The sequence below is a fragment of the Enterocloster bolteae genome (genome assembly GCF_002234575.2).
Lineage (GTDB): Bacteria > Bacillota > Clostridia > Lachnospirales > Lachnospiraceae > Enterocloster > Enterocloster bolteae.
The window spans coordinates 5,801,449-5,825,697 of sequence record NZ_CP022464.2; the positions used below are offsets into that span (position 1 = coordinate 5,801,449).

Genomic DNA, 24,249 nt, shown 5'->3' on the forward strand with positions numbered 1-24,249 from the left:
TTTCTGGCGTTTAAGGTAAACGCCCGTAACAATAAAAATGCTGTTGCCAGTAGCTTGAATTTAGGTTCGTGTAACTGATTGGATCGCCGCAGTGCAGCATCACCGAATTGCCCACATACAGCCCCACATGGGACATCCCGGCGGTGTCGTAGGTGCCGACGAAAAATACCAGGTCGCCGGGCCTTGCCTGTTCCGGTGAAACGGGGGTGCAGAGACTGTAAAGCCCCTGCGCCGTCTGCCGTCCCACATTCCAGCCGGAATGATTGACCACCCAGCTAATAAAGCCGGAACAATCAAAGCTGGTGCTGGGGGAGCTGCCGCCCCAGACATAGGGAAAGCCAACATACTTTTCCGCCTCCGCGATCATGGCCGCAAAGGCTTCATCCTTTAGCGCCTCCGGTGGGATTTCATAGTAGGTCGGCTCTTTAATGGTGGAGGCATTGGGATAGCTGCCGCTTGGAAAGAGGTCTGGCCGGTTGCCCAGCGTCTGCATATAGGCGGCGTACAGGCTTAATGCTTCCTCGTCCATGAGGGAGACGGGCAGGTGGGATAAATCCCTGTTTTCCAGCGTCACGTTGCAGATGTAATAGGTGTAGGGAACTTCTTCCTCGTACTCGTTCCCCTCGCTGTCCGTACTCGTTTCGGTGCGGTAGCGGATTTCCGTCTCAACCGTCTGGGTCAGGATATATTGCTGCTCAAAGAGCATGGCAAGGTCGCCCTGTACTTCCTCCAAGGTGAACACGCCGTTATGCAGCGCGGAGAGGATAGAGGTCAGTACATAGGGGTCATGGCCGATCTCGTCCAGCTCAAAACGGTACTCGTCGTAGCCGGGATGCAGGGTTTCGTAGTGGTCCAATTCGTACTGTAAATCAGCTTCCATCCCGGCGTAGGCAGCCTCGGCTCCCAGCATATCGCTGTCCTCCGAGAGATAGGAGGTGGCCGCAAGTCCCGTCCCGGCACTGCCAAACATGGCGGTGCAGGATTGCAGGCCCCCCATCAGAAACAGGAGCATGAGGCCCACGCCGCCAATCAGCAGCGCCCCTTTCCAGTGACGGGCCACAAGGGACGCGGCCTGTTTACCTTTCTCTGCGGCTTTCCTGGCGGCTGATGCGGTGGTCTTGGCACTGCCTGCCGCGCCCCGGCCCGCCGCCCGTGCGGCCTTGGCGTATTCCCGTTTGATGTGCTGTTTCTGCCAGAGGCGGGAAATGGGATTCGTGACCGCCTGCGCCAGTTCCGGGTTGTCCCGCAGGGATTTTTGATACACAAACTCGGCATTGGCGGCCATGGATTTTCGTTCCGCCTTGGCTGCGGCCCGGTAGGGTTTCAGCTTATTCCGCCGTCTGGCGTTTCTCAGGGCCTTGCCCGCTTGGCGCTCGGCCAGTTCTTCCGCCTTATGGCCGCTCTCCACACCCACATTTTCCTGCTCCACCTCATGGATTTTTCCGTGGAGGTATAGCCCCGCCTCCTGCACCGGGCGGCTGGCCGGATTGGGTTTGAGCTTTGGCGGATGTTTCTCCACTTTCTCAAAGTGAAGTTTGCTTCTGGCCTTTCCCTTGGCTTCGTTGTAGACGGTTTCCTTGGTAATCACGCGCCTGTTCGGGAGGGCGCTTTTTGCTGTATCCAGCCGGTCGGCCCGTTTCTCCGCCTGTTTGATATACGGGGCCAGTTCCGGGGAGGCCCGTTCCTCGGCGGTAAATTGCAGTCGGGAGGCCGGGCCGCTGGCTTCCTTTGCCATACGCTCTCCATGCCGGGCCGCCTGCTTTGCCTTATGCCGGTCGCGGATGTCCACAGCCCGTTCCAGCGCCTTTTCCGCTGTACCATCCGGCTTGGCCGTGTATTCCGGTTCGGCCTCCCGGCTGGAAATGTTCATGCTCTCGCCGGTGGTCTGGTTGTCCAGTGTAAGCCCAGCGCGGGTCATGCGCTGCGTCACCTTATCACGGGGTTTTAAGGGCTTCATGGTGCGCCACCTCCTTTTGCGGCCCCGCACCTCATACCGTGGCCCTCTCGCCTAAGCGGGTGGTCATGATCTGGTAAAGCTGGGTGTGCTTTGGGATAGGATTCTTAAAGGGCAAAACTACATTCTCGTAAATCAAAAGCCCCTCGCCGGGTTCGGAATTTTCCACATACCGTAATTGCTGGGGGGATAGGTTCAATCGCTCCGCAAGGATGTGCCGGTCGCCGGACGCCTGGTTGAGCAGGCAGATGAAGTCCGAATTTTCCAAAATATTTTCAATCTCCGGCGATAAAAGCAGATCCTTGACGTTCTGCGTGGCACCTGTGGGGATGCCGCCCCACTTACGAAAACGCTTCCAAATCTCGCAGGAAAAGGCCGCTGTCTGTTCCTCCCGCAACAGCAGATGAAATTCATCACAAAAGAACCAGGTGGCCTTGCCCTGGCTGCGATTTTGCGTCACCCGGCCCCAAATTTGGTCTTGGACGATCAGCATCCCGATTTTCTTTAGCTGCTTGCCCAGCTCCTTGATGTCAAAGGCCACAATGCGGCTTTCAATGTCCACATTGGTGCGGTGGTTAAACACGTTTAAGCTGCCGTTCACATACAGGTCAAGGGCCTGGGCCACCCGGTCGGCCTCCGGGATGTGCTGGTCTAACAAGGCTTTGTGCAGGTCGGAGAGGATGGGCATGTTCTCCGGGCGTGGGTCTGCCAGATAGGGCCGGTAGATCACCTGCACCGCCCGGTCAATGACCGTCTTTTCGATGGCGTCCAGCCTGTTCTTGCCGCCCATCACCAGTTCACAAAACGACAAAACAAAGTCGGATTTTAGGGCCAGCGGGCTTTCATCCTCGCTGTAATTTAAGTTGATGTCCAGCGGGTTCACATAGGATTTGCTGGTGGGCGACAGCTTCACCACCTGTCCATGCAGCCGTTTTACAAGGGGATAATACTCGGCCTCCGGGTCACATACATACACGTCATCCGGCGTACAGAGGAACACACTCAAAATTTCGGATTTGCAGCTCATGGACTTGCCGCTTCCTGGCGTACCCAGCTTTAAACCGTTGGGACAGCGCGCCCGCTTCCGGTCAAGCATAATCATGTTGCCGGTCTTGGCATTGACGCCGTAATACATGGCCTCTCCATCCTGAAACAGCTCCTGCGTTACAAAGGGGACGAACACGGCCACGCTGGAAGTGGTCAGAGAACGCTCAATCTGGATGTGGCTGGCCCCTAATGGGAGGCTGCTCATAAGGCCCTGCTCCTGCTGGTAGTCCAGCCGTACAAGGGAACAGTTGTATTTCTGTGCCACGCCTGCGGCCCAAAACACATCGTTTTCCAGCGCCTGCCGGGTGTCGGCGGTATTGAGGACAAGAAAGGTGAGCTGAAACATCCGTTCATTCCGGCTTTGCAGGGTCTTTAGCAGCTCCTTGGCGTCCTGCCCGTAGGTGGCAAGGTCGCTGGGAAGGATGTCCATATCGTAGCCGCTGCGGACAGCCCTCTTTTGCTCCTGAATCTTCATGGCGTCCAGGTCGGTAATCTTGCGCTTCACCGTCTTGATGGCCTTGCTCTGGTCGATGGCCTGCACATGGAGGTTCACCACAATGCCGTTTTCCGTATTGAGAAAGTCGGCCAGCATTTCATCCGACAGCTCCGGGGACAGGATGTTTAAGAAGCTGACAGCCCCGTACTTGCCTCCCAGCCCGAACATCCGGGCGTTCCCGAAACGGAACGACGACGGGGCGATAAAATCCTTGGTGGAGAGGCCGGAGGAAGCCAGCCACTTCCAATCGAAGGAAAACGGCTCCCCGTCCGGGTGGAACATGCGGTGCATGACTTCCAGCCGGGCCGTTGCGTCCAGCCCCCACGCCACGGCCCCCATGCTCTTGAAATAGCCCAACAGGTCGGTTTCAATGCGGTGCAGTCTGGCACGGGCCAGTTTCAGGCTGTCAGCCTCAATGGTGTAGGTGAGAAACTTCCGCTTTACCAGTCCGTTGTTCCCGCTGACGAGCTGGTCTTTTAGGATGGCGGAATACTCCGTGCGGATGTCGTCAAAGGCATCGCCCTGCGCCCGGATTTCAAGGCTCTTGGCGTACTGCCTGGGGTCGATCTTGTGGTTGAGAAAGGAAAACTGGATGTGGATGGAGGCATCCAGATAGTTGTAAAGGTCGCACAGGCTTTCAAAGATGGCCGCCTTGGTGTCCGCCTGGGCAAGCTGATAGCTGATGTCTGAAAACTCGATGCACTTGGAAAACCTGCGGGGCGTCAGACGGCAAACCCCATCTGGATACATGGCCTCGTAGGGGATACTCTCCTGGGCGGAGTGGGGCTTTCCGTCGCCCTTATACCTGCGGATGACGGCCTGAATTTCTTTTTGCTCGGCACGGGTGAGCCTGACCGGCGCTTTTGCGCTCGTTTCGTTTCTTTGCTTTTTGAACAATGGCATTTACCTCCTGTTCCATCTGGAATTGCCGCACAAGGGCGGTGTAAGCGTTGTTGGTCTGGTAGGGCCGTTCCTTGGGCTGAAAAAAGCAACACTCCAGGATTTGGTGTACCACCACTTCCAGGGGCTGGCCGTGGCGCTCATACAGCGCCAGCAGAAAGCCCGGAAGCATGGCAAACACCATAAGGAGCGCCGCCGCACTGGTGGGGATGCGGCCCCGGATCAACAAAAAAAGCGGGACACCGACCAGCAGCGCACCGCCAAAACAAATGAGCTGGCGTTTCGTCAGCCCGAATACCACCTTGGATTTCACCTTGGTAAAATCCTTGGGGACAGTGACATAAGCCAAATAAAATCACCTCGTTTCTGGTGCGGACAGGGAAAAATCGCTGTCCACTTCGTTGCCCCAAACATCCCAGCCAGGGGTTTTCTGTCTGGCAAACAGTTCTGCGCGGGGCAGGTCACCCGCAAGCTCGATGATTTTCTCGCGGGTGATGTCGGGTTTCTTGCTGTGTTCCTCAATGGGGGAAATGATAAACTGATGGACGCTGCGGGAATAGCGTTTGGGGTGTCCCCGCTTGGCAAGCAGGCAGATTTCCGCATTGCCCCTTGTCCAGTGCCCCAGCCCGTAAAACCAGGTGGGGCTTTTCTTGTTCCGTTTCAGCCATACAAAGGCCACGGTCTTGAAGGTGAAGCCCCATGCCTGGATCAGCCGCAGGGCTTCCGGCAGCATAGGGAACGTGGCCCACAAAAACATCAGGCAGTCCTTGGCGGCCAGGGTTTCCACCGGCAGAGCGCACAGCGCGTCGATTCCCATGGTGGGATAGTGGTTTTCCGCTGCTCCCTGTACCGTTTTCTGGTCATATCTCCACGGCGGGTCAGCGTAAATAATGTGATAGGTTTTCTTCTGTGATTTCTCGATAAGCCTGTTTCCTCCTGTGCAAATAGTGTCGCGTCAATGGGCTGTGAATACGGCTTTGGACAAGCTGCCGGTTTTGAACAAGCCATAGCATAGCAGCACCGTATAGCCCATACAGCCCCAGATCGCGCCGGAAATATCCTCCATCGTGCCGATGTCCTGAATCAGCACCGCGTAAATCCCCACCACCACCATGATTAAAAAGGCTTGGAAGCCCAGTGCCAGCAGGGATTTTAAGTAGTTCTGGCCCATGCCGCGCCACTCCGAGTTTCCCAGCGTAGCAAGGGGAATCGGCCCCAGCGCAGTCACGGCGTATATTTCAATCATTCTCCCGTAGGTGACAAGGAAAATGCAGATGGATAACGCGTGCATCGTCAGCCCAACAACCAGGGTCTGAAACCACAGGCCCAACAGAGGGCCGATGTCCATGGCTTCCAGCCGGGTTTCCAGATCCGGAATCAGGGTATCAAAGTCAATGCTGGTTTCCCCGATGATGACCCCGGCGCTTTGGTTCACGACGGCCTGGGTGGCGTCAAAGACGCCCATGACGATATTCCATGTGTTCGTCACAATGAGGATGGCAAATGCGCTCTTAAACATCCAGCGGAAGAACAGGGACGTATCAAAGTCGTGCATGTTGTTCTTTTCCACAATCATTTCAATCAGCTCATAGCACATCACCAGGGCGAGAATCGCCGCCGCAATGGGGACAATGACCGTTTCGGACAGGGTTTGCAGCATGGAAAAAATGCCGCCGTTCCAGTCCTGCGGAGTGCTGCCCACATCCGATGCGATTTCCCCGACCTTGGTATTCACGGTACTGAAAAGGCCGGACAGGTTTCCCTTGATCCCGTCAATCAGGATGCCTTTGATCCATTCCCCGATTAAATCATCAATCATGTGTGTATCCCTCCTTTCCCGCGCCCTCCCAGCAGCAGGAGGGCGCGGCGTATTGCTTGCAGATGGACCAAACGATTATCCCAGCAGCCCGGACAGCAGCGGAACAAGGGTCATGCCAATGAGGGCCACGCCTCCGCCCGCGACAAGCTGCTTGATCCCCTGGCTCTTGCTGGCGGGGTTGTCGGCCCCGTATCCCTCCAACAGATTGACGCCGCCCCATACACAGAGCGCCCCGCCCAGGCCCACAACGATGGTCTGTAACGTATCCACTGCACTATTGAAAAATTCCATATATGCCTCACTTTCTGCCGGTTTCCGGCGACCAAATTTGATTGATTACAGGAAAAAAGCCGCTTCACTGGGCGGCTAAATCTTCGTCCGACAGGTCAATGTCGTAAAGGTCAAAGGTTTCATCCTCCGATACCACGCGCCGTTTTTTCCGGCGCAGGGACGACAAGTACCTGTCCACATCAAAGGTGTTCTGTTTGTCGGCATCCGAGAGGTATTGATAGCGGGGGTGGCGGGTAATGTCGTATTTCTCACTGAAAAACGGCCTCACCCCGCGCACCTGCAAAATACACTTGCCTCCGTCCATGGTTGCAATTTCGTCCTGGCTCATCAGCTCCTTTCCGAGTTTTTGGTAGTTCAGTCCGTGGGAGGTCTGCGCGCCCCGGTTTTCGCTTTGGTTGTAGCTGTCAATCGTTTCCTTGCCCAGCACGTCAGCGATTTCCTTGGCGTTTTTACCTCTTCCACTCAGGAAAAGCGTACAGTCGCAGTTGTCGGAAATGATTTCCGCTGCATCCTTGTAGATGGCCTTTAACTGTGACTGGCTCTGCAAAATGATAGAAGCCGAGATTTCCCGGCTTCGGATGGTGGCGATCAGCTTGTCAAAGTTGGGAATCTGACCGATGTTGGCAAACTCGTCCAGAATCATCCGCACATGGACGGGCAGCCGCCCGCCGTATTTGTCATCGGCCCGGTCGCACAAAAGGTTGATAAGCTGGCTCTGCACCATGGTAAGAATGAAGTTAAACGTCGTGTCCGTGTCGCTCATAATGAGGAACAGGGCCGTTTTTTCATCCCCGATGGTGTCAAGCTCCAGCTCGTCGTCCTCCATCAGCTCCCGCACTTCCCGGATGTCAAATGGCGCTAATCTGGCTCCGCAGCTAATCAAAATGGAACTGCGGGTTTTGCCTGCCGACAGAAGGAATTTTTTGTACTGGCGCACCGCAAAGTGTTCCGGGTCTTTTTCTTCCAGCCGTTCAAACATGGCATCCACCGGGGATTGAAATTCCGGGTCGTCCTCGCGGGCCTCCGACGCATTGATCATTTCAAGCAGCGTCGTGAAATTCATTTCATCGTCCGGCGCTTCGTACCAGATGTAGCCAATGAGAGCCGAATACAACAGACGTTCCGACTTGATCCAAAAATCCTCGGCGCTTTTTTCGCCCTCCCCCTTGGTGTTGCAGATCAGGGTGTTGACCAGCTTTAAGATGTCTTTTTCCGAATGAATGTAGCGGAATGGGTTGTACCGCATGCTCTTGGAAAAGTTGATGGTATTCAGCACTTTGACCCGGTAGCCGCTTCGCACAAGGAGCTGGCCCACCTCCCCGATCAGGCCCCCTTTGGGATCGGTGATAATGAAAGAGGCCGGATAGTCCTTGGACACGCACTGCATCAGGTTCGGCTTCACAAAAAATCGCGTCTTGCCGCTGCCGGAACCGCCGATGACCAGTACGTTTTTGTTCCGGGCGGTCTTGGGGTCTTTGGGGCGGTTGTTCATGGTGAGGCGTTCCGTCTGGGTCAGGAGAATGTTGTTATCAAACACCGGGTCGATGTACGGGGCTATATCTTTGGGGCCGCCCCACCGGGCACTGCCGTATTCTACGCCTCGGCGGTATTTCTTGGCGTTCTTGCTCTTGCAGTACACCATCAGACGCAATGCCACCGCACCGGCCACACCCACCGCCAGATCGAACAGGTGGAAGCTGGGGGCGGCGTTTTCAAAGGCAAGGGAAAAGCCGTCCGCAAGGTGCAGCAGCTTTTCTGAGACATCCGCCCCAGCCGCCAGCCGGTAGGTCTGTCCCAGCTTGCCAAACAGGTAAACGAACAGCAGATAGGGCAGGTTTGCGATTATCAGCTTTTTCACTTCCGGCCTCATAGAGACAGCCCCCTTTCCTTGATTTTCTCCTTGGCCTGCTGGCGGTTTCTGGCCGCCGTCTTTTGCTTCATAGCCGACAGGGCCTTTCGGATGGAGGGGCGTTCCTGCTGTTTGAGCTTCTTGGCCGTAAACTCCTTAAACGCCTGTTCCAGATTGTCCGCCTGCTTGGATTTGAAAATCACGATATACCGGGGCGGATGGGTGGTGCGGTCTTTCCGCAGGGTGAAATCAATTCCGTATTTCTTGGCGCAGGGCCGAAACAGGCCGATGTTGGCATCGGTGATTTCAATGTTGGACAGGGCGGAACCGTCCTTTTTGAGCTGCCGCAAGCTCTGTTTTCCGTGATGTGCCTTTCCTGTCCCTTTCTGCCGGGCGGCCAGAAATTTCTTCATGGCCGCCTGCAATACCTGGCCGGTGAGCTTGCCCGTCTTAACCGCTAACGCGATGGTTTTCTGTTCGATTTCTTCCTGCAACTGCTATCCCTCCTTGGAAGTCAAAGCAGGCAGGCGGCACGGCTTAGATCCGCACCCGCAGGCCGGAGAGGTCGTCGGTGCGGATACCCACCAGATACCAGTTTTCAGCCATTTCTATGCGGGTGGGCCTCCATCTGCCGCCTACCAGTACATCGAAGGTTTCTCCGCAGTGCAGGCCGCCGTAGTAGTCCGCTAGGTCAAAACGGATGTCATAGCGGTCTGCCTGCTCGTCAAAAATCAAAGTTCCCTGTTTCATAGGGCTGTCCTCCTTTTTCAGATTTTGCCGGTGTTCATATCGTGGGCCACCAGTGCCGTGTAATAGCCGTTGATGGTGCTTGGGGCGTTGAACAGAACCGCCAGCAGGTATTTCTTGATATTTCGGATTTCCGTGGTGTTTTTGCTGATACAGTCAAAGACAAACTCCATGTGGGAGCTGTTCAGCTTCATCAACTTGGATTTCACCAGCTCAGCGGGGTAATCGTCCCCGGCAATGCGGATGGTCGTTCGGGCGCTGCATACGGTTTCCACCAGCAAGTCCACGATCTCGTCCAGCAGTTCCCGGTCAATCCCCTTGGTGTGCTGGCAAAGGTGTTCATACTCGATGTTATCCTTGATGATTTCCCGATAAACCGCTACGGCGCTCTGTGACTTCGCTCCCGTTCCTTTCCGTTCCGGCGGCGCAGCCGCTGCTTTCTCCAAAGGAGAGGGAGGGGAAAGGATAGGAATGGAATCGGTAATTCGTCCATCTGTATTTGATTTCTCTTTACTTGATCTATCTTTATTTATTTGCGTTGGATTTTCCGGTGTCGGGTTATCCGATGTTGGATTTTCCAACACCGGGTTTTCCAATATCGGCTGTTCCAACACCGATGCTTCGGTCTGCGGCTGCTCGTAGATGGTATAGAGCATATCTGCCATCTTTCCCTTGCCGTCCCGGTTCTGCTGTCGGGTGATATATCCGGCCCGTTCCAGCTCCCACACCGCCGTCCGTATGGCGTCGATGCTTTCCCGATTTATCAAAGACAGGCCCTTTAGCGTGTAGTCCCAGCCCTCCGGCAGAGAGAGCATTTGCGATAACAGGCCCTTGGCTTTCAGGGACAAGTCCTTATTCCGCAGGTGGTGGTTGGACATCACCGTGTATCCTCGGTTTTTCTCCACTCGAAAAACTGCCATCTTGTCGCACACTCCTTTCACTTGAAATTTCACCGTGTCAAAGACGGTGAGCTTGCCCGGCTGGTAAGGACATTCTGCGTAGATGCAAAACTGATACTTCCAGTGTGGGCGGTAAAATCGGCAAGTGCCGCAGTCCTCCGGCGCTCCGGCCTCGCCGCTGTCAAAATGATCTGCGCCTGGCCTTGTCTGCATGAGCTGTTCAAAGGCCCGGTCGCTGCCGGACGTAAAGTACATAGGCGGTCGCTCCTTCCTCTATTTGGGCGCAAAAAAGCGGCGTCCTGATCTCCCCAAAGGGAAAAGAGAACGCCGCCGTCTGCGGTGTCGTATTCGATTTTTCGATGTGCGCTGTTTGGGATAGTGGGCTTCATGGGAAAGGACAGCGTGTCAAGGCTCCCTCCGAATGTAGTAAATGGGTAGTAAATTCGGTGTCCTTATCCCGTGATTTGCCCGTATTTCCGGGCTTTTTTGAAATAATCAGAGTTTTTATTATGAAAAGTTTAATGATATCTCCCTGCTTGCTGATTTAATGGGCCACGAAAGCATTGAAACAACCCGCATCTACCTAACAAAATCAACACAGGAGCAGCGGGAGCTGATTGACAAAATAGTTACCTGGTAATATTTTGCACCGTTATTGTGCTATAGATATACGGAAATTCCGGCGGTCCCGACCGGCCGCCGGATATCTCCCGCCCTTACCCGGAACACAAATATTATAGACCCCCACCTCTTACATTTTCCGAAGTTATCCATTACTATATTATTTATTGGAAAAATTAACCACACAAGAGGAGGTATTACATCATGACAGCCACACCAAGATTAATGTCCAATCATGCATTGGACCAGTTTCAGAAATATCTCATGACCCATAACAAATCTCCAAATACCATCTGCGTGTACCGCTATGCGGTAGAACAGTTCTATCATCTGTATCCTCAGCTGACCCCCCGCAACCTTCAGCTTTATAAGGTATATCTTTTGGAACATTACAGGCCCCAGACCGTGAATCTGCGCATACGGGCGCTGAACTGCTACATGGAATACAGGCAGGCCTCCATCACCCCTGTTTCCATGATAAAGATACAGCAGAAAACATATCTGGATAAGATTATCAGCCAGGCTGATTATGAATATCTGAAGCGGTGCCTGGCGGAGAGCGAAGAATATACCTACTATTTTATTGTGCGCCTCATAACCGCCACAGGAGTGCGTATCAGTGAGCTGATTACCTTTCAGATTGAGGACGTGCACACCGGACACAAGGATATCTATTCCAAAGGCAATAAGATGCGGCGTGTCTATATCCCCCGCGGACTGGTCCGCGAGCTGCAGGAATGGCTGGCTGCCACACACCGGAGCACCGGCCCCCTGTTCCTCAACCGCTTTCACTCCCCCATCTCCCCGTCAGGCATACGGGCCCAGTTCAAGGTATTTGCAGCCCGGTACGGTCTGGACCCCGAGGTGGTGTATCCCCATAGCTTCCGGCATCGTTTTGCCAAGAATTTTATTGAAAAATGCGGGGATATATCCCTTTTATCCGACCTGCTGGGACATGAGAGCATTGAAACCACCCGTATTTACCTCCGGCGCAGCAGCAGTGAACAATACCGTATAGTCAACAAAGTAGTGGACTGGTAGGGGGCGCGTCATGAAGGAACTTAAGATTAGCGTTATTTATGGCGGCATCTGTCCTCCCCAGGCAGACCCCTCTATGTATAATCCTGACAATTATCAGGCAAACTTACAGTATTTCCATGATTTCCTGCAACGGCGGGGCTCCTCTGCAAATACCATCGACTCCTATCTCACCTCTGTCCGGCATTTTCACAGTCTGTACCGTGATGTTACCGTGGAGAATCTCCAGTCTTACAAAGCATGGCTTATGGAACGCTACAAACCCAGCACAGTGAACACGCGAATATATGGAATCAACCAGTATGTGGCGGCCCTCCAGTCCGGCGGGGACATAAGTGACACCGGACCATATACCCCTGCTGCCTCCATTGATTTTCTGGAACCTTATAAACTTCCCTCTGTCCGGCATCAGCAAAAGCCCTTTCTTAACAATGTTATATCCAAAAGGGATTATGAGCGTCTGAAACGTGGCCTGAAACGGGATAATAATATGTTCTGGTATTTTGTGGTCCGCTTTCTGGGTGCCACGGGTGCCAGGGTCAGCGAGCTGATCCAGATTAAGGCGGAGCATATGCAGATTGGCTGCATGGATTTGTATTCCAAGGGCGGAAAGGTGCGCCGCATCTATTTTCCCGAAAAACTCTGCGGGGAAATGCTGTCCTGGCTGGACAGCCGTCAGATACAGACCGGTTTTATATTCACCAACCGACGGGGCAATCCCATTACTCCCAGGGGCATAAGCAGCCAGCTGAAGGTGCTGGCAAAAAAGTACCGGATATGCCCGGATACCGTCTACCCCCACTCATTCCGGCACCGTTTTGCCAAAAACTTTCTGACTAAATTCAATGATATTTCGCTTCTGGCCGACCTTATGGGCCATGAGAGCATTGAGACCACACGAATCTATCTGACCCGTTCCTCCGACGAGCAGAGAGAGCTTATTGACAGAATTGTCACTTGGTAGATTGCATTTTCTCAAAAAAAACAGTATCATAAAAGAAACTCGCAAAGGATGGTTTATATGTACGAATATACGTGGTATCAATGGCTTACATTCTTTTTTATATACTGCTTTTTCGGGTGGATTTTTGAATCCACCTATGTTTCTGCGAAAACAGGTCACTTTGTGAACCGCGGTTTTCTGCGCCTTCCCCTGCTTCCCCTGTATGGAACAGGCGCCGTGATGATGCTGTGGGTATCCCTCCCGGTCAAGGACAACCTGTTTCTGGTGTACCTGGCAGGCGTTATTGCCGCCACCATTCTGGAATACGTCACCGGCTGGGGCATGGAAAAGCTGTTTAAAATGAAATACTGGGATTACAGCAACCAGAGATTCAACGTGAAGGGGTATATCTGCCTCAGCTCCTCCATTGCCTGGGGTTTTCTGACCATTTTCCTCACAGAGGTGGTGCACCGCCCCATTGAGCACTATGTCCTGGGGCTACCTGTTATGGTGAACATTATCTTTGTGCTGATTACCTCCCTGCTGTTTGCAGCGGATACGGCTGAGTCCGTAAAAACCGCCCTGGATTTGGCCAAGGTGCTGGATGCCATGACCGACATGCGGGCCGAGCTGGACGATATACAGGTACAGATGGCCCTGTTAAAGGCAGAGACCAGCGAGCGCGTTGCAGAGGCCAGAGAGGAAGCGGCTGCCAGGCTCAGCCGGATGAAGTCAGGAGCTGCCGTCCATGCGGCTGCATTGAAGGATGACACGGCTGAACGCCTGAATGAACTGGTGGAGAACACCATGGAGAAAATGAGCGGATTCGTGGAGGGTACCGCTGAAAAGATGGGCGGGCTGGTGGAAAACACAGCCGAAAAGGTGGCCCGGACAGCGGAACGGCTGTCAGAGCTTACAGAGGACGCGGCTGCCAGGGTATCCGGTACGCTGGCACAGCGGGCAGAGGGCTCCCGGCAGGCAATACAGCGTGACGAGCTTAACAAAAGTGCTGTCCAGGATCGAAAGGATAAACTGGCCGCCCTGTCCCAGCGCCTTGTATCCATTACCGAAAAACGCCATATGCTTTCCACCCATATGGACTTCTACCAGAGAGGCATACTAAAGGGCAATCCCACTGCCTCCTCTTCCCGGTTCGCTGAAGCGTTGAAGGAACTGCGCGAAATTGCGGACAGGAAGAATCCGGATGAACATGATGCAAACTAATGTCCTGTTTTCTTTTACGCAAAAAATACCCTGACAGCTTTACACATCTGCTTTTTCTGTGTCCTGCTGCCAGGGTATTTATGATTCAATTATACTTTTATGGTTCTTTCACATCCGATGACACATTACATCATCTTATCCACCATGGCCATCACAGCCGCGCCCAGCGCTTCAGACTTGGCGTCGGCATCCTCCATGGAGCTGCCCTTGATACCATAGTAGAACTTAATCTTAGGCTCTGTTCCGGACGGTCTCACACAGATCCATGCGCCGTCGTTTAAATCATAGTACAGCACGTTGGAGGAAGGAAGGCCTGTAGGCTTTACTTCCCCGGAAGCCATATCCTTTATGGTATCCAGCTTGTAATCCCTGGCGGAAACCACCTTATAACCGCCCACCTCTTTTGGTGTATTGTTCCTCAAAGTCTCCATGATGGACTGAATCTTAGCCAGGCCCTCAATACCGGATAAGCCGATAGACTTAACCGCATCCTTGTAATAGCCGTACTTCTCATACATGGCAACCATGGCATCCCACAGGGTCATTCCCTTCTGCTTATAGTAAGCAGCTGCCTCGCAAAGGGCTGCGGTAGCGGAAATGGCGTCCTTGTCACGGGCATAGGTGCCAATCAGACATCCATAGCTCTCCTCCATACCAAAGAGGTATGTGCCGCGGCCTGTCTTCTCATTCTTTAATACCTGCTGCCCAATCCACTTGAAACCGGTGAGCACTTCAATCAGTTCACAGCCGTATTCCTTTGCCACTGCGTCAATCAGATTGGTGGAAACAATGGATTTGATGACCTGCCCGTCATCCGGAATCTTGCCTGCTGCCTTTTTCTGGCTCAGCACGTACTCACACAGAAGGGAACCGGACATGTTGCCTGTCAGCGGGATGTACTCTCCTGACCCGGCGTCCTTAACATATACGCCCAGACGGTCTGCATCCGGATCCGTAGCCAGAACCAGGTCCGCATTCTTTTCCGCGGCCAGCTTAAGGCCCAGTGAAAATGCTTCTGCTGCTTCCGGATTTGGATAGCTTACCGTAGGGAAGCCGCCGTCCGGCAGTTCCTGCTCAGGCACTACATATACATGGGTGAATCCCAGTTCCTTCATCACTCTTCTGGCCGGAATATTTCCTGTGCCGTGAAGCGGCGTGTACACAATGCTGATCTGGTCCTGCATCTCATCAATGGCCTTCTGGTTCACAACCTGGGCCTTGACCTGGGCAATGTACTTATCGTCGATTTCCCTGCCGATAACCTCATACTTGCCTGCTGCTGCGGCAGATGCCTCGTCCGTGGTCTTTACCGTGGACAGGTCCTCTATGGCCAGCACTTCCTCTGTCACACCTTTGTCATGAGGCGGTGTAAACTGGGCGCCGTCCTCCCAGTATACCTTGTATCCGTTGTACTCAGGCGGGTTATGGCTGGCTGTAATATTGATGCCGGCTATACATCCCAGTTCCCTCACTGCAAAGGACAGCTCAGGTGTGGGACGCAGGGACTCGAACTTGTATGCCTTGATTCCGTTGGCTGCCAGAGTCATGGCCGCCTCCATGGCAAATTCCGGGGACATATGGCGGGAGTCATATGCAATCGCCACGCCCTTATCTGCTCCGCCCTGCTTTATAATGTAGTTGGCAAGGCCCTGGGTGGCACGTCTCACCACATAAATATTCATCCGGTTAATGCCGGCGCCGATAACACCTCGCAGTCCTGCTGTTCCGAACTCCAGGTCCATATAAAAACGCTCTTTAATCTCATTTTCGTCACCTTCAATGGCGCGAAGCTCTGCTTTTGTGTCCTCATCAAAATAGGGGTTTGATAACCATTCCTGGTATATCTTCATGTAATCTTTCATTTTATACTCCCTCCTGAATGTGATATTCCCCGCATGACCTGCCGGCATTCTGCTGCAGCACAGCCGGAAAGGCCGGTCCGCAGCGTATTTTCTGATTAAGATTATACTATATCAAACCAGAAAAAGGAAGTACAACCCTCTATTATTTTTCGTCAGACACAGCCCTTACAGTCCGCTTTCAGGCGTTTTAAAAAGCTGTTCCTGGCCTGCTGCTGTTCCTCCAGGCCCCGCAGTTTATCAGTATTCCGGGCCGGTATCCAGGCCTTGTTGGCGTTGTAGTAAAAGTTAAGCTGTTTCCAGTATTTTTCAGGATAAAGGAACAGGTAGTACAGGCATCCCCTCTCCTTCGGCTCCATGGGCAGCACCCTCTCATAGGAATCCAGCATCGACAGTCCCAGATCCAGGTTCCATCCGTGCTTTTCCATGACCTTGCGCATGAAACGGTACAGGTCCGATATCTGTATTCCAAGATGCATCCGGTTGTACTCGATGATGGCTGTGTAATTGCCTCCCATGAGCACATGGTGCTGATCCAGATCCCCATGGCACAGGTACAGGGGCTTCCTGTCCTTTTTGACGGGAGGCTGGACCTCCGCTGCCTCCAGGGCATCCTGGTCCTCCTGGTATGGCCCCAGCTTCAGGCATTTCCCGGTATTATACGGTCCGGTGCCCTCTGACGGCAGTTCATCCGCTCCGGGCCACAGCTCCCGTATGCCCTGTACCGCTTCCAGGGCCTGGTCGTAAAACATCTGATAGCTGCCGATGACGCACAGCTCAAATTCTGTTTTTTTGCGCTTGGACCTGATATAATTCCTGGCCCGCTGCATTTCCCGGTTATGGCGCTCCAGCTCCTCTTCCAGAGGGCCGGACAGGATGGAACCCATGTTCCACTCTTCCTTAAACTCAATCTTTCGCAGCTGGCTGTGCAGCATGGCCAGCCTGGACAGGGCCTGGCGTATTTCATATCCGTCTTTTATATTGCATTCCCGGTCCAAAAACCAGTCCTTTAATATGTATCTGGTGCCGTCGCCGGTCACGGTCATCAGGCCGCCTTCCCTGTTCCGCAGGTACCGGTCAGCCCTCAGGCTTCCTCTGGTATCCAGCCGTCCTAAGACCTCGTCCTCAAACTCCAGACGCCTGGCTGTCCCACGGTATTCCTTTAAAAGCCTGCAGCCCTGGTCTGTCTCGCAGATCCAGGAACCGCGGCCTTTTCTCACGGCTCTTACTTCCATATCATATTGTTCTAAGGCTTCCACGTACTTCTCGTTCATCCACAACCCCTCCACACTCTTATCCCATCACATTTAGTCGAAACGGGAAGCTGCCGTTTCAGCTACTTCTAGGGTATGTAAAGATTTGGTTGTTTATGACAGGAGAAATGGCGTACCGTCCCTATTTCCCACTTTGTATATAATGTACAAACTGTTTGCGCAATTCAGGCGCTATCATGCCCATCCGAAAACACCCCCAAAGCGGCGAATCATCATATATGATTTCCTTGCTCCGGGGGTGTTTCATTTATTTGTTTGTTATTCTGTTTGTTATTCTGCCTGTTTTTTGTCTTTTTTTCTATTTACCTGCCTATATTGGCCTGCCTATTCATCCTTCCAGTGCAGATGGTGAAGCTGGCCCCTCAGCTCCAGTTTCTCAAACCCATTCTGCCGCAGCGCCTCGTACAGTACAATTGCCGCGGAATTGGACAGGTTCAGGGAACGGATGTCGCCCCACATGGGAATCCGGATACAGTGGTCCTCATTGTGCACCAGAATCTCCTCCGGGATGCCGGCGCTTTCCCTGCCGAACATGAGATAGCAGTCCGGACCGTAGGTCACGTCGGAATACACCTTGCGGGCTTTGGTGGTGGCAAAGTACATGTTGCCTGAGGCCTGGGGATTGCGCTCCAGGAAATCTTTATAATCGCTGTACACAGTCACGTCCAGTTTGTCCCAATAGTCCAGCCCTGCCCTCTTTAAGGCCTTTTCATTGAGCTTAAACCCCAAAGGCTCGATGAGGTGGAGCCTGGTCTGGGTGGCAACGCAGGTCCGGCCGATATTGCCTGTGTTGGATGGCATTTCCGGTTCTAATAGTACGATATTCATCATGGTATGCCGCGCCTTTCTGTTATTCCCTGCCGTCCAGTCTTTTTACGAACCGTTCCATGCGTCCCAGAGCCTCTTTCAGGTTATCCAGGGAGTAGGCGTAGGATACCCTTACGAATCCCTCCCCGCAGTCTCCAAACGCAGTACCCGGCACCACAGCTACCTTTTCCTCTTCCAGGAACCGGGTGGCAAATTCCTCTGATGTCATCCCAAAGCGGCTGATGTTGGGGAAGGTGTAAAACGCGCCCATTGGCTCAAAGCAGGTAAGGCCCATCTCCTCATAAGCGTGGAGAAGGAAACGCCTGCGCTGATTGTAGGATTCCCGCATCATGGATACATCCGGGTCCCCGTTCTTCATGGCTGATACAGCAGCGTACTGGCTGGTGGTAGGGGCGCACATGATAGCGTACTGGTGAATCTTTAACATCTGTTCCAGAATGATATGGGGCGCTGCGGCATAGCCCAGACGCCAGCCCGTCATGGCATAGGCCTTGGAGAAGCCATTGATAAGCACGGTCCTCTCTTTCATGCCCGGGAAGGAGGCAATGGTCACATGGCGCTTTCCATTGTATGTCAGTTCTGAATAAATCTCATCGGAAATCACAAACAGGTCTTTTTCCAGGACGATTTTTACAATTTCTTCCAGTTCTTCCTTTTCCATAATGGCGCCTGTCGGGTTGTTGGGGAAGGGAAGGACGAGAATCTTGGTCTTGTCTGTAATCTTCTCCAGAAGCTTTTCCGGGGTCAGCTTGAACTGGTCCTTTTCCTCCAGCTCAATGGTTACGGGCACACCGTCTGCCAGTGTAACGCAGGGCATATAGGATACATAACTGGGCTGGGGAATCAGTACCTCGTCCCCCTCGTTTAACATAGCCCTCAGCGCAATGTCGATGGCCTCACTTCCGCCTACCGTTACCAGTATCTCCTGGTCCGGGTCATATGTAACGCCGCATCTGCGTTTTAAATATTCGCATATCTCCACTTTAAGGGGCTTTAAGCCGGCATTGGAGGTGTAGAAGGTACGCCCCTTTTCCAGGGAGTAGATACCCTCCTCGCGGATATGCCAGGGCGTCTCAAAGTCAGGCTCGCCCACGCCCAGGGAGATGGCGTCCTTCATCTCGCTTACAATATCAAAAAATTTACGGATACCGGACGGCGGTATCTTTACGATTTTATCTGATAATGGGTTTCTCATGGAGTAATCAGCATCCTTTCATCCTGCACCTGCTCACTTATAATGGTGCCGTGGTCTTTGTATTTTTTCAATACGAAATGGGTTGCAGTGCTTAATACGGATTCCATCGGTCCCAGCTTGTCGGATACGAACTGGGCAATCTGGCGCATGGTCCTGCCCTCGATGAACACAGTGAAATCATAGGCGCCGCTCATGAGATACACGGCCTCCACCTCGCTGTACTGGTAAATGCGCTCTGCTATCTTGTCAAAGCCCATGCCCCTCTGCGGAGTCACCTTTACCTCGATTAACGCCACTACTTTTTCCTCACTGGTGTTATCCCAGTTAATCAGTGTGTGGTATCCGCAGATAATGTGTTCCTTCTCCATTTCCGCTATCTCGTTGGCCACCGCTATTTCGCTTTCTCCCAGCAGCACGGCCAGGTCCTTAAGGTCGATTCTGCTGTTTTTCTCAATGACTGCAAGTATCTTTTCCCTCATAATATATCATCCTCCATCCTTCCATTGTTTACATAACTTATTAAATTGCACAATTTATTAATTTACATAACTTCCAAACCGTCTCATATTATCTTTGTCAGTTCGTCGGGCCGGGGCCGCTCTAAAAAACCTGCGCCCACCTGTCCGTGGCGTATCTGCCTGGCACTTCCCTCCGCCACACTTCCGATAACGCCCGCAGGAATTCCTTCTTCCCTGAGCCTTCTCACCAGCTGTCCGCCCCTGTCTGACACCAGGACGGCGCAGTTTCCGCTGTACAGCCGGTAGGGATTCAGCTCAAATAACTCACACACCTCTACCGTTACCTGCCTCACGGGCATACACCTGAGGTCCGCATCAATTCCCGCGTTAAATATACCTGATAAATTCCAAAGGGCAGCTAATACGCCGCCCTCTCCTGCATACTCGTAAACAGTGAAGGAGCAGTGCTCCTCCTTCTGTTCACGTTTTATCCATTGTTCCACGGAATATGGCTCCGTTTCATCCAGACACCTTAAGAACATAGACGAAAAGCGCGTTTTAAGGAAATCCCGCTTTTCTGCTCCTATCTTTACAGTCCCTGCAAATCCCGCATAACCGGCCATCACCAAATCCTGACCCGGTCTCATAAAGCCGTCGCGCTTCTCAAACCCGCCCGGTCCCTGTCCTGCCGTACGCATTATGGTCCCTCCACCGGGGTGACCGTGGGGCCTCCCTGGGCCGGGGCAGGGTTTGCTGCGGGCGCCGGATTCGCTTCCGGGGCCGGATTCGCCGCGGGCGCCGGGTTCGCCTCCGGGGCCGGGGCCGGCTCAGGCGCCGGCTGCGTCACGCCCGGGCCTCCCTCCACGCCGGTTACCGGCGCTGTCTCTGCCGGAGCTGTATCCACAGGCGCCGTCACATCCGGCACAACCGGCAATGCTACCGGCAGATCAGGACCTACCCGGTAAATGGCCTTGGATGCATTGTAGGTGTCCTTGTTAAGCAGGGTTCTCTCCTGCTCCACGCCGTCCACCGTCACTACCTTCCATAATCTGGATCTAAGTCCTGTGTGGGAGGACTGGACCTTGACCCTTGCTCCCGGAGCCAGGGTGTTGTCTACAATGAGCTGCGGCTCTCCCGGACTGGTGCTTCCCAGGGTTTCAGACACGTATTCCACCTTGCGGTTAGCCGGTCTGGTCTCCTTGCCGTATATGGTGAAGGTAAGCTTCCTGCCGGAGGTATAACCCTCCACATAAATAGGGGTACTGTAATTGTTCTTTATCTTAATATCCTTATAAGTGCCTGCAATGGCCGCGTCCCTGGATGGTTTCACATAGGTGACAATCATGGAGTGGTTCTGTCTCTGGACAATCTCCACCTCCGCTTCCAGGGAAGCGTTATACAGAGTGGTAGCCAGCTGGCACACGCCTCCGCCGATGCTGTCCACGACCTGGCCGTTCTCATAAGCCGCCGCTGTCTTATACCCATTGGCTGTGGTAAAAGGCTGCAGGCATTCATAGCCTGACAGGACATCCCCGGGCATAAGAACGTGACCGTTAATCTTGGCCGCGCCTACTGCCAGGTTGGTGGAGCGGGCTGCGCCGCTGCTGCTGAAATCAGTTGTATATGTGCCCAGCACATCCTGAATGGTAGCCAGGGCCTCACTGGTAATGACCGGCTGTTCTTCTGTTACCTGGGCTGTTACCTCTATCGGCTGGTCCAGTCCGCCTTCCAGGGCCTCGTTAAGGGCCGCCTCGGTTCCCGCCACGTCAACCACCCGGCCGGGTACAGAGTCCGTAATGACAAACTGTCCGTTTTCTCTGGTTATAGATGCATTCTGGGGCTCTGCCGTGATTCCCTGGCACTGTGTATCCACAAAGTTCTTCACCTTCGCGGAATCCACCTCTGTCTCCAGTTCAACCTCCACGGGCGCTGCCGCCAGATCTTTTTCAATCATGTACTGTTTAATCAGGCTGCCGCCGGCATACTGGCTGACCGCCTCATCAATTACGTCTGTGTTAATCCAGTGAAAGCCCAATTCCCCTGCTGTGGTGGCCACATCCTGTCCATCCACGCTGAGGGTCACTGACTGGGCCGCCAGGCCGTCCACATATTCCTGGACCGCTGCCTTCGCCTCCTCAGCCGTCATTCCGGCCAGGCTCTGGCTGCCTGCGGTTATCCCGGCCGGCAGCACAGGCGCCGCCCAGGCAATCACTGGAAATGCCGCAAGCAGCGCCATACTGATGGCCGCTGTCAGGCCGGCATTTCCTATACGATTCCTCATAAATTCTCCTCTTCCAAACTGTAATGCAATTAATACATAAGTGCGCTTAAGGCCATAGGAACAATCATAGCCAACACTAATACAACAACAATGATGGTGGAAATGATCTTCTTGGTCTTTGGATCTCTCATATTAAGCATTGTACATTCACCTCTTTTAATAATATGCCTCAGAATCTCTTCTTTAGTCTTTCTGTTCCCCGGATATTCTGCTGGTCATCCGTCCGTACTGGGAGATAATATTGTCAATCATCCGCGACACCTCACTGCGGCTCATGGCATCTATCTGCACAGTTACGTCTATTCTATGACATTTTAACAAATCGTGCAAGTATTCTTTTTGTCTTTTTGTGGCCGGCTGTTCTCTTTTTGCCTTATAAATCAAGGGTTTCGCCGCAAAAGCTTCCGGATGCTCCTCCCCGTGGCGGGCCATCATCACCTGATACAGCCCATGAGCCGCCTCCGCATCCGCCTGCGCCCGGTGGGCCGCAGACTGAGAAACCTCATAAAAAGAGCAGGCGCAGGTTAAATTCCGTTTTACATCCTCAGGCATAAACAGCCGGCAGATGCCAAGGGTATCAATGCCCTCCCGTTCAAAATCCAGCCCGCTGTTCACAGCGGCCCGTTTCAGGAAAGCGTAATCAAACAATATATTATGCCCCAGTAAAGGCAGATTCCCGCAGAACCGGACCACATCTCCAATCGTATCCTCAATCACAGGGGCGTCCTTCACCATATCATCCGTAATCCCCGTAAGAGCCGTAATCCTCTCCCCCAGCTGCCGCCCAGGATTCACCAGGGTTACAAACCTTTCCTCCACCCGGCCGTCCTCCACTCTCAGGGCAGCAATTTCCGTTATCTTATCCAGCCTGGCCTCAAGTCCCGTCGTCTCCAGGTCCAGGGCTATGTACGAATTCGTCATATCTTCCTCTTTCCAATAAACACCGTAAAACCATTATGAAATCATAGTTAAAGACAATCCTTATATTTATGACCCATTCTACTACACTTATGGAGGAAATGGAACTGGAAATAATAGAATAATAAAGAAATCAACATGGCACAGAACATTTTCATGAACAGGAACTGAATATTCATTGCAAAGAAAAGCATCCCCTCCTCCTTCATGGCCTGAGGATACAGTCCGCAAAGCGGGGCAGGGCGGGCAGCCGATCCCGTGGCTGCCTGCCCTGCCCCGCTTCGCGGAGGTACCCTACACGCCCATCACTCTCCACAATCCAAGAGCCGGGGCCTTTACTACATATATCTCCTCCCCATCCTCCATCTCCTGCCATCCATCCTCCATCTCCAAAACAGGATATCTGGCAAGCGCGTCCTTCACATCCATGAATTCATACCCTATCCGGCCTATCTCGTCCTGGGACACATATTCCGGATTTACGGCATAGGTAATGGTAAACCTGCCCTCAGAGGAGCTGTGTATCATATGGGCCGGCACCATGGCGGAGCCGGGAAATGCCCCATTTTCCATCAGTTCCATGGTATAGGGCGTCCCCTTATAGCCGTAACGGCGTATGAGACCGTCCACCTCCGGGTTCTCGCCAAACCCCTTGATTCCCGGCGCAATGACAAGTAATTCCCCGCCGTCTTCAATCATCATACGGGTGCGGTAAATGGCCTTGTTTCCCACCCAGGTGGTGGAAAACTCCTCCGGCTCCAGATAAGCCACCACCTTTTTTGCCCGGCGTTCCACCTGTGTGATGCAGCGTCTTTTTGCCAGCGCAGCCGCATGTTCATAGACCTGCCTGGACGCCCCGGTAAAGATGCCGTGAAGGGCGGTCCTTCCCTCCTGCTCCGACGCAACGGTCAGTATGTATGCCAGAGGCACATCCCGGAGAAAATGTTCCTCCCCGTAGTCAAACACCGCCCGCACCGGCGTGTCCGTATTTCCCATAATTGTCTCCAGATTACAGAGAGCGCCCAGCATATGGGTACCGTTAATCATGGGCCTTCCTCCCAGCCCCACCAGTATGTTCTTGGTGTAATTGGACATGCCGATGACCTCATGGGGAACCACCTGGCCGATGGACAGAATCAGGTCAAAGCTTCCATCCACCACACAGCGGTTCACCTCCGCACCGATATCCGACGTGTACCTGCCCCCGGACACCTGGCCGCAATAGGCGCCCGGCACCGTGCCGACAGGGACTGTGTCCTTTCTCCAGTCATGGTACAGAAAAACCTCCTCCGGCACGTCCTCCCCGAAAAACCGGATCTGTTCCTCACGGCTCATGGCCCTGTGGGTCCCCACCGCAGGCATGATGCGCACCTTTGCCTCCCTGCTCAGACGGTGATACAGATAGGATGTGATGACACCCCCGTAGGAATAACAGCGTGTGATATCCGGCGGCACTAAGAGGATACGCCCGGCCTTCGGAAGTCCCTCCAGCATACAATCCATCACTGCCACCGCCTGATGCGAAGACAGCTCCCCTGACTCTGTCTGTGCGCTGAACTCAGCTATATTTTTCAACATGTATGATTCCCCCTGCTTCCTGTATTGTTT

General features: G+C 53.5%; 22 protein-coding genes and 1 pseudogene. 4 read left to right on the top strand and 19 right to left on the bottom strand.

Going from position 1 to position 24,249, the window contains the following annotated elements; genetic code table 11:
• Window positions 1–10 precede the first annotated feature (10 nt).
• From CGC65_RS26925 to CGC65_RS26970, 10 genes are all read right to left on the bottom strand, one after another.
• Window positions 11–1,957 carry a C40 family peptidase gene (locus CGC65_RS26925; RefSeq protein WP_002566669.1) on the bottom strand — a complete coding sequence of 649 codons (1,947 nt, stop codon included), beginning with the start codon at window positions 1,955–1,957 and terminating at the stop codon, window positions 11–13.
• 31 nt (window positions 1,958–1,988) lie between these two features.
• Window positions 1,989–4,394, bottom strand: a complete 2,406-nt coding sequence (locus CGC65_RS26930; protein ID WP_038282497.1) for a VirB4-like conjugal transfer ATPase, CD1110 family — start codon at window positions 4,392–4,394, stop codon at window positions 1,989–1,991.
• On the bottom strand, window positions 4,297–4,746 hold the full coding sequence (locus tag CGC65_RS26935) for a PrgI family protein (RefSeq protein WP_007036732.1): 450 nt from the start codon (window positions 4,744–4,746) through the stop codon (window positions 4,297–4,299). Before CGC65_RS26935 ends, CGC65_RS26930 begins: the two co-directional genes overlap by 98 nt.
• A gap of 6 nt (window positions 4,747–4,752) precedes the next feature.
• Window positions 4,753–5,319, bottom strand: coding sequence for an MT-A70 family methyltransferase (locus CGC65_RS26940; RefSeq protein WP_080548698.1), 567 nt, complete (start codon window positions 5,317–5,319; stop codon window positions 4,753–4,755).
• 33 nt (window positions 5,320–5,352) lie between these two features.
• Window positions 5,353–6,216: a VirB6/TrbL-like conjugal transfer protein, CD1112 family gene (locus CGC65_RS26945; RefSeq protein WP_002566672.1), complete on the bottom strand. Its 864-nt coding sequence runs from the start codon at window positions 6,214–6,216 to the stop codon at window positions 5,353–5,355.
• A 75-nt stretch (window positions 6,217–6,291) separates the two neighbouring features.
• A complete protein-coding gene (locus CGC65_RS26950) occupies window positions 6,292–6,507 on the bottom strand; it encodes a Maff2 family mobile element protein (RefSeq protein WP_002566673.1) in 216 nt (71 codons plus the stop codon).
• 64 nt (window positions 6,508–6,571) lie between these two features.
• Complete coding sequence (locus tag CGC65_RS26955) at window positions 6,572–8,377, bottom strand: VirD4-like conjugal transfer protein, CD1115 family (RefSeq protein WP_002566674.1); 1,806 nt, start codon at window positions 8,375–8,377, stop codon at window positions 6,572–6,574.
• On the bottom strand, window positions 8,374–8,850 hold the full coding sequence (locus tag CGC65_RS26960) for a PcfB family protein (RefSeq protein WP_002566675.1): 477 nt from the start codon (window positions 8,848–8,850) through the stop codon (window positions 8,374–8,376). Before CGC65_RS26960 ends, CGC65_RS26955 begins: the two co-directional genes overlap by 4 nt.
• A 43-nt stretch (window positions 8,851–8,893) precedes the next feature.
• Entirely contained in the window at window positions 8,894–9,106 is a 213-nt protein-coding gene (locus CGC65_RS26965) for a DUF5348 domain-containing protein (RefSeq protein ID WP_002566676.1), read from the bottom strand.
• Between the two features lie 17 nt (window positions 9,107–9,123).
• On the bottom strand, window positions 9,124–10,023 hold the full coding sequence (locus tag CGC65_RS26970) for a DUF6017 domain-containing protein (RefSeq protein WP_330361515.1): 900 nt from the start codon (window positions 10,021–10,023) through the stop codon (window positions 9,124–9,126).
• A 484-nt stretch (window positions 10,024–10,507) separates the two neighbouring features.
• Between CGC65_RS26970 and CGC65_RS32620 the strand changes: the two are divergent.
• From CGC65_RS32620 to CGC65_RS26990, 4 genes and pseudogenes are all read left to right on the top strand, one after another.
• Window positions 10,508–10,642, top strand: a pseudogene (locus tag CGC65_RS32620) (integrase); the annotation flags it as partial.
• A gap of 185 nt (window positions 10,643–10,827) precedes the next feature.
• Window positions 10,828–11,664: a tyrosine-type recombinase/integrase gene (locus tag CGC65_RS26980; RefSeq protein ID WP_002566678.1), complete on the top strand. Its 837-nt coding sequence runs from the start codon at window positions 10,828–10,830 to the stop codon at window positions 11,662–11,664.
• A gap of 10 nt (window positions 11,665–11,674) precedes the next feature.
• Window positions 11,675–12,625: a tyrosine-type recombinase/integrase gene (locus CGC65_RS26985; RefSeq protein WP_002566679.1), complete on the top strand. Its 951-nt coding sequence runs from the start codon at window positions 11,675–11,677 to the stop codon at window positions 12,623–12,625.
• Window positions 12,626–12,682: 57 nt separating this feature from the next.
• Window positions 12,683–13,828 carry a putative ABC transporter permease gene (locus CGC65_RS26990; protein ID WP_002566680.1) on the top strand — a complete coding sequence of 382 codons (1,146 nt, stop codon included), beginning with the start codon at window positions 12,683–12,685 and terminating at the stop codon, window positions 13,826–13,828.
• A 125-nt stretch (window positions 13,829–13,953) separates the two neighbouring features.
• Here CGC65_RS26990 and CGC65_RS26995 read toward each other — a convergent pair whose 3' ends face one another.
• The 9 genes from CGC65_RS26995 to CGC65_RS27035 form a co-directional block, all read right to left on the bottom strand.
• Entirely contained in the window at window positions 13,954–15,690 is a 1,737-nt protein-coding gene (locus CGC65_RS26995; protein ID WP_002566681.1) for a phospho-sugar mutase, read from the bottom strand.
• 152 nt (window positions 15,691–15,842) lie between these two features.
• Complete coding sequence (locus CGC65_RS27000) at window positions 15,843–16,961, bottom strand: protein kinase family protein (RefSeq protein WP_002566682.1); 1,119 nt, start codon at window positions 16,959–16,961, stop codon at window positions 15,843–15,845.
• 324 nt (window positions 16,962–17,285) lie between these two features.
• On the bottom strand, window positions 17,286–17,792 hold the full coding sequence (locus CGC65_RS27005; protein WP_002566683.1) for a tRNA (cytidine(34)-2'-O)-methyltransferase: 507 nt from the start codon (window positions 17,790–17,792) through the stop codon (window positions 17,286–17,288).
• A gap of 19 nt (window positions 17,793–17,811) precedes the next feature.
• Entirely contained in the window at window positions 17,812–18,984 is a 1,173-nt protein-coding gene (locus CGC65_RS27010) for an aminotransferase class I/II-fold pyridoxal phosphate-dependent enzyme (protein ID WP_002566684.1), read from the bottom strand.
• Window positions 18,981–19,463 (bottom strand): Lrp/AsnC family transcriptional regulator, encoded by a 483-nt coding sequence (locus CGC65_RS27015; protein WP_002566685.1) that lies wholly within the window; start codon window positions 19,461–19,463, stop codon window positions 18,981–18,983. The genes CGC65_RS27010 and CGC65_RS27015 overlap by 4 nt, the downstream gene beginning before the upstream one ends.
• An 83-nt stretch (window positions 19,464–19,546) precedes the next feature.
• A complete protein-coding gene (locus CGC65_RS27020) occupies window positions 19,547–20,140 on the bottom strand; it encodes an AIR synthase family protein (RefSeq protein WP_002566686.1) in 594 nt (197 codons plus the stop codon).
• Complete coding sequence (locus CGC65_RS27025; RefSeq protein ID WP_002566687.1) at window positions 20,140–21,723, bottom strand: VanW family protein; 1,584 nt, start codon at window positions 21,721–21,723, stop codon at window positions 20,140–20,142. Before CGC65_RS27025 ends, CGC65_RS27020 begins: the two co-directional genes overlap by 1 nt.
• Before the next feature lie 183 nt (window positions 21,724–21,906).
• Complete coding sequence (locus CGC65_RS27030) at window positions 21,907–22,644, bottom strand: 3'-5' exonuclease (protein ID WP_002566689.1); 738 nt, start codon at window positions 22,642–22,644, stop codon at window positions 21,907–21,909.
• Between the two features lie 291 nt (window positions 22,645–22,935).
• Window positions 22,936–24,219 carry a nickel-dependent putative hexonate epimerase gene (locus CGC65_RS27035; protein WP_002566690.1) on the bottom strand — a complete coding sequence of 428 codons (1,284 nt, stop codon included), beginning with the start codon at window positions 24,217–24,219 and terminating at the stop codon, window positions 22,936–22,938.
• Between the last annotated feature and the right edge of the window lie 30 nt (window positions 24,220–24,249).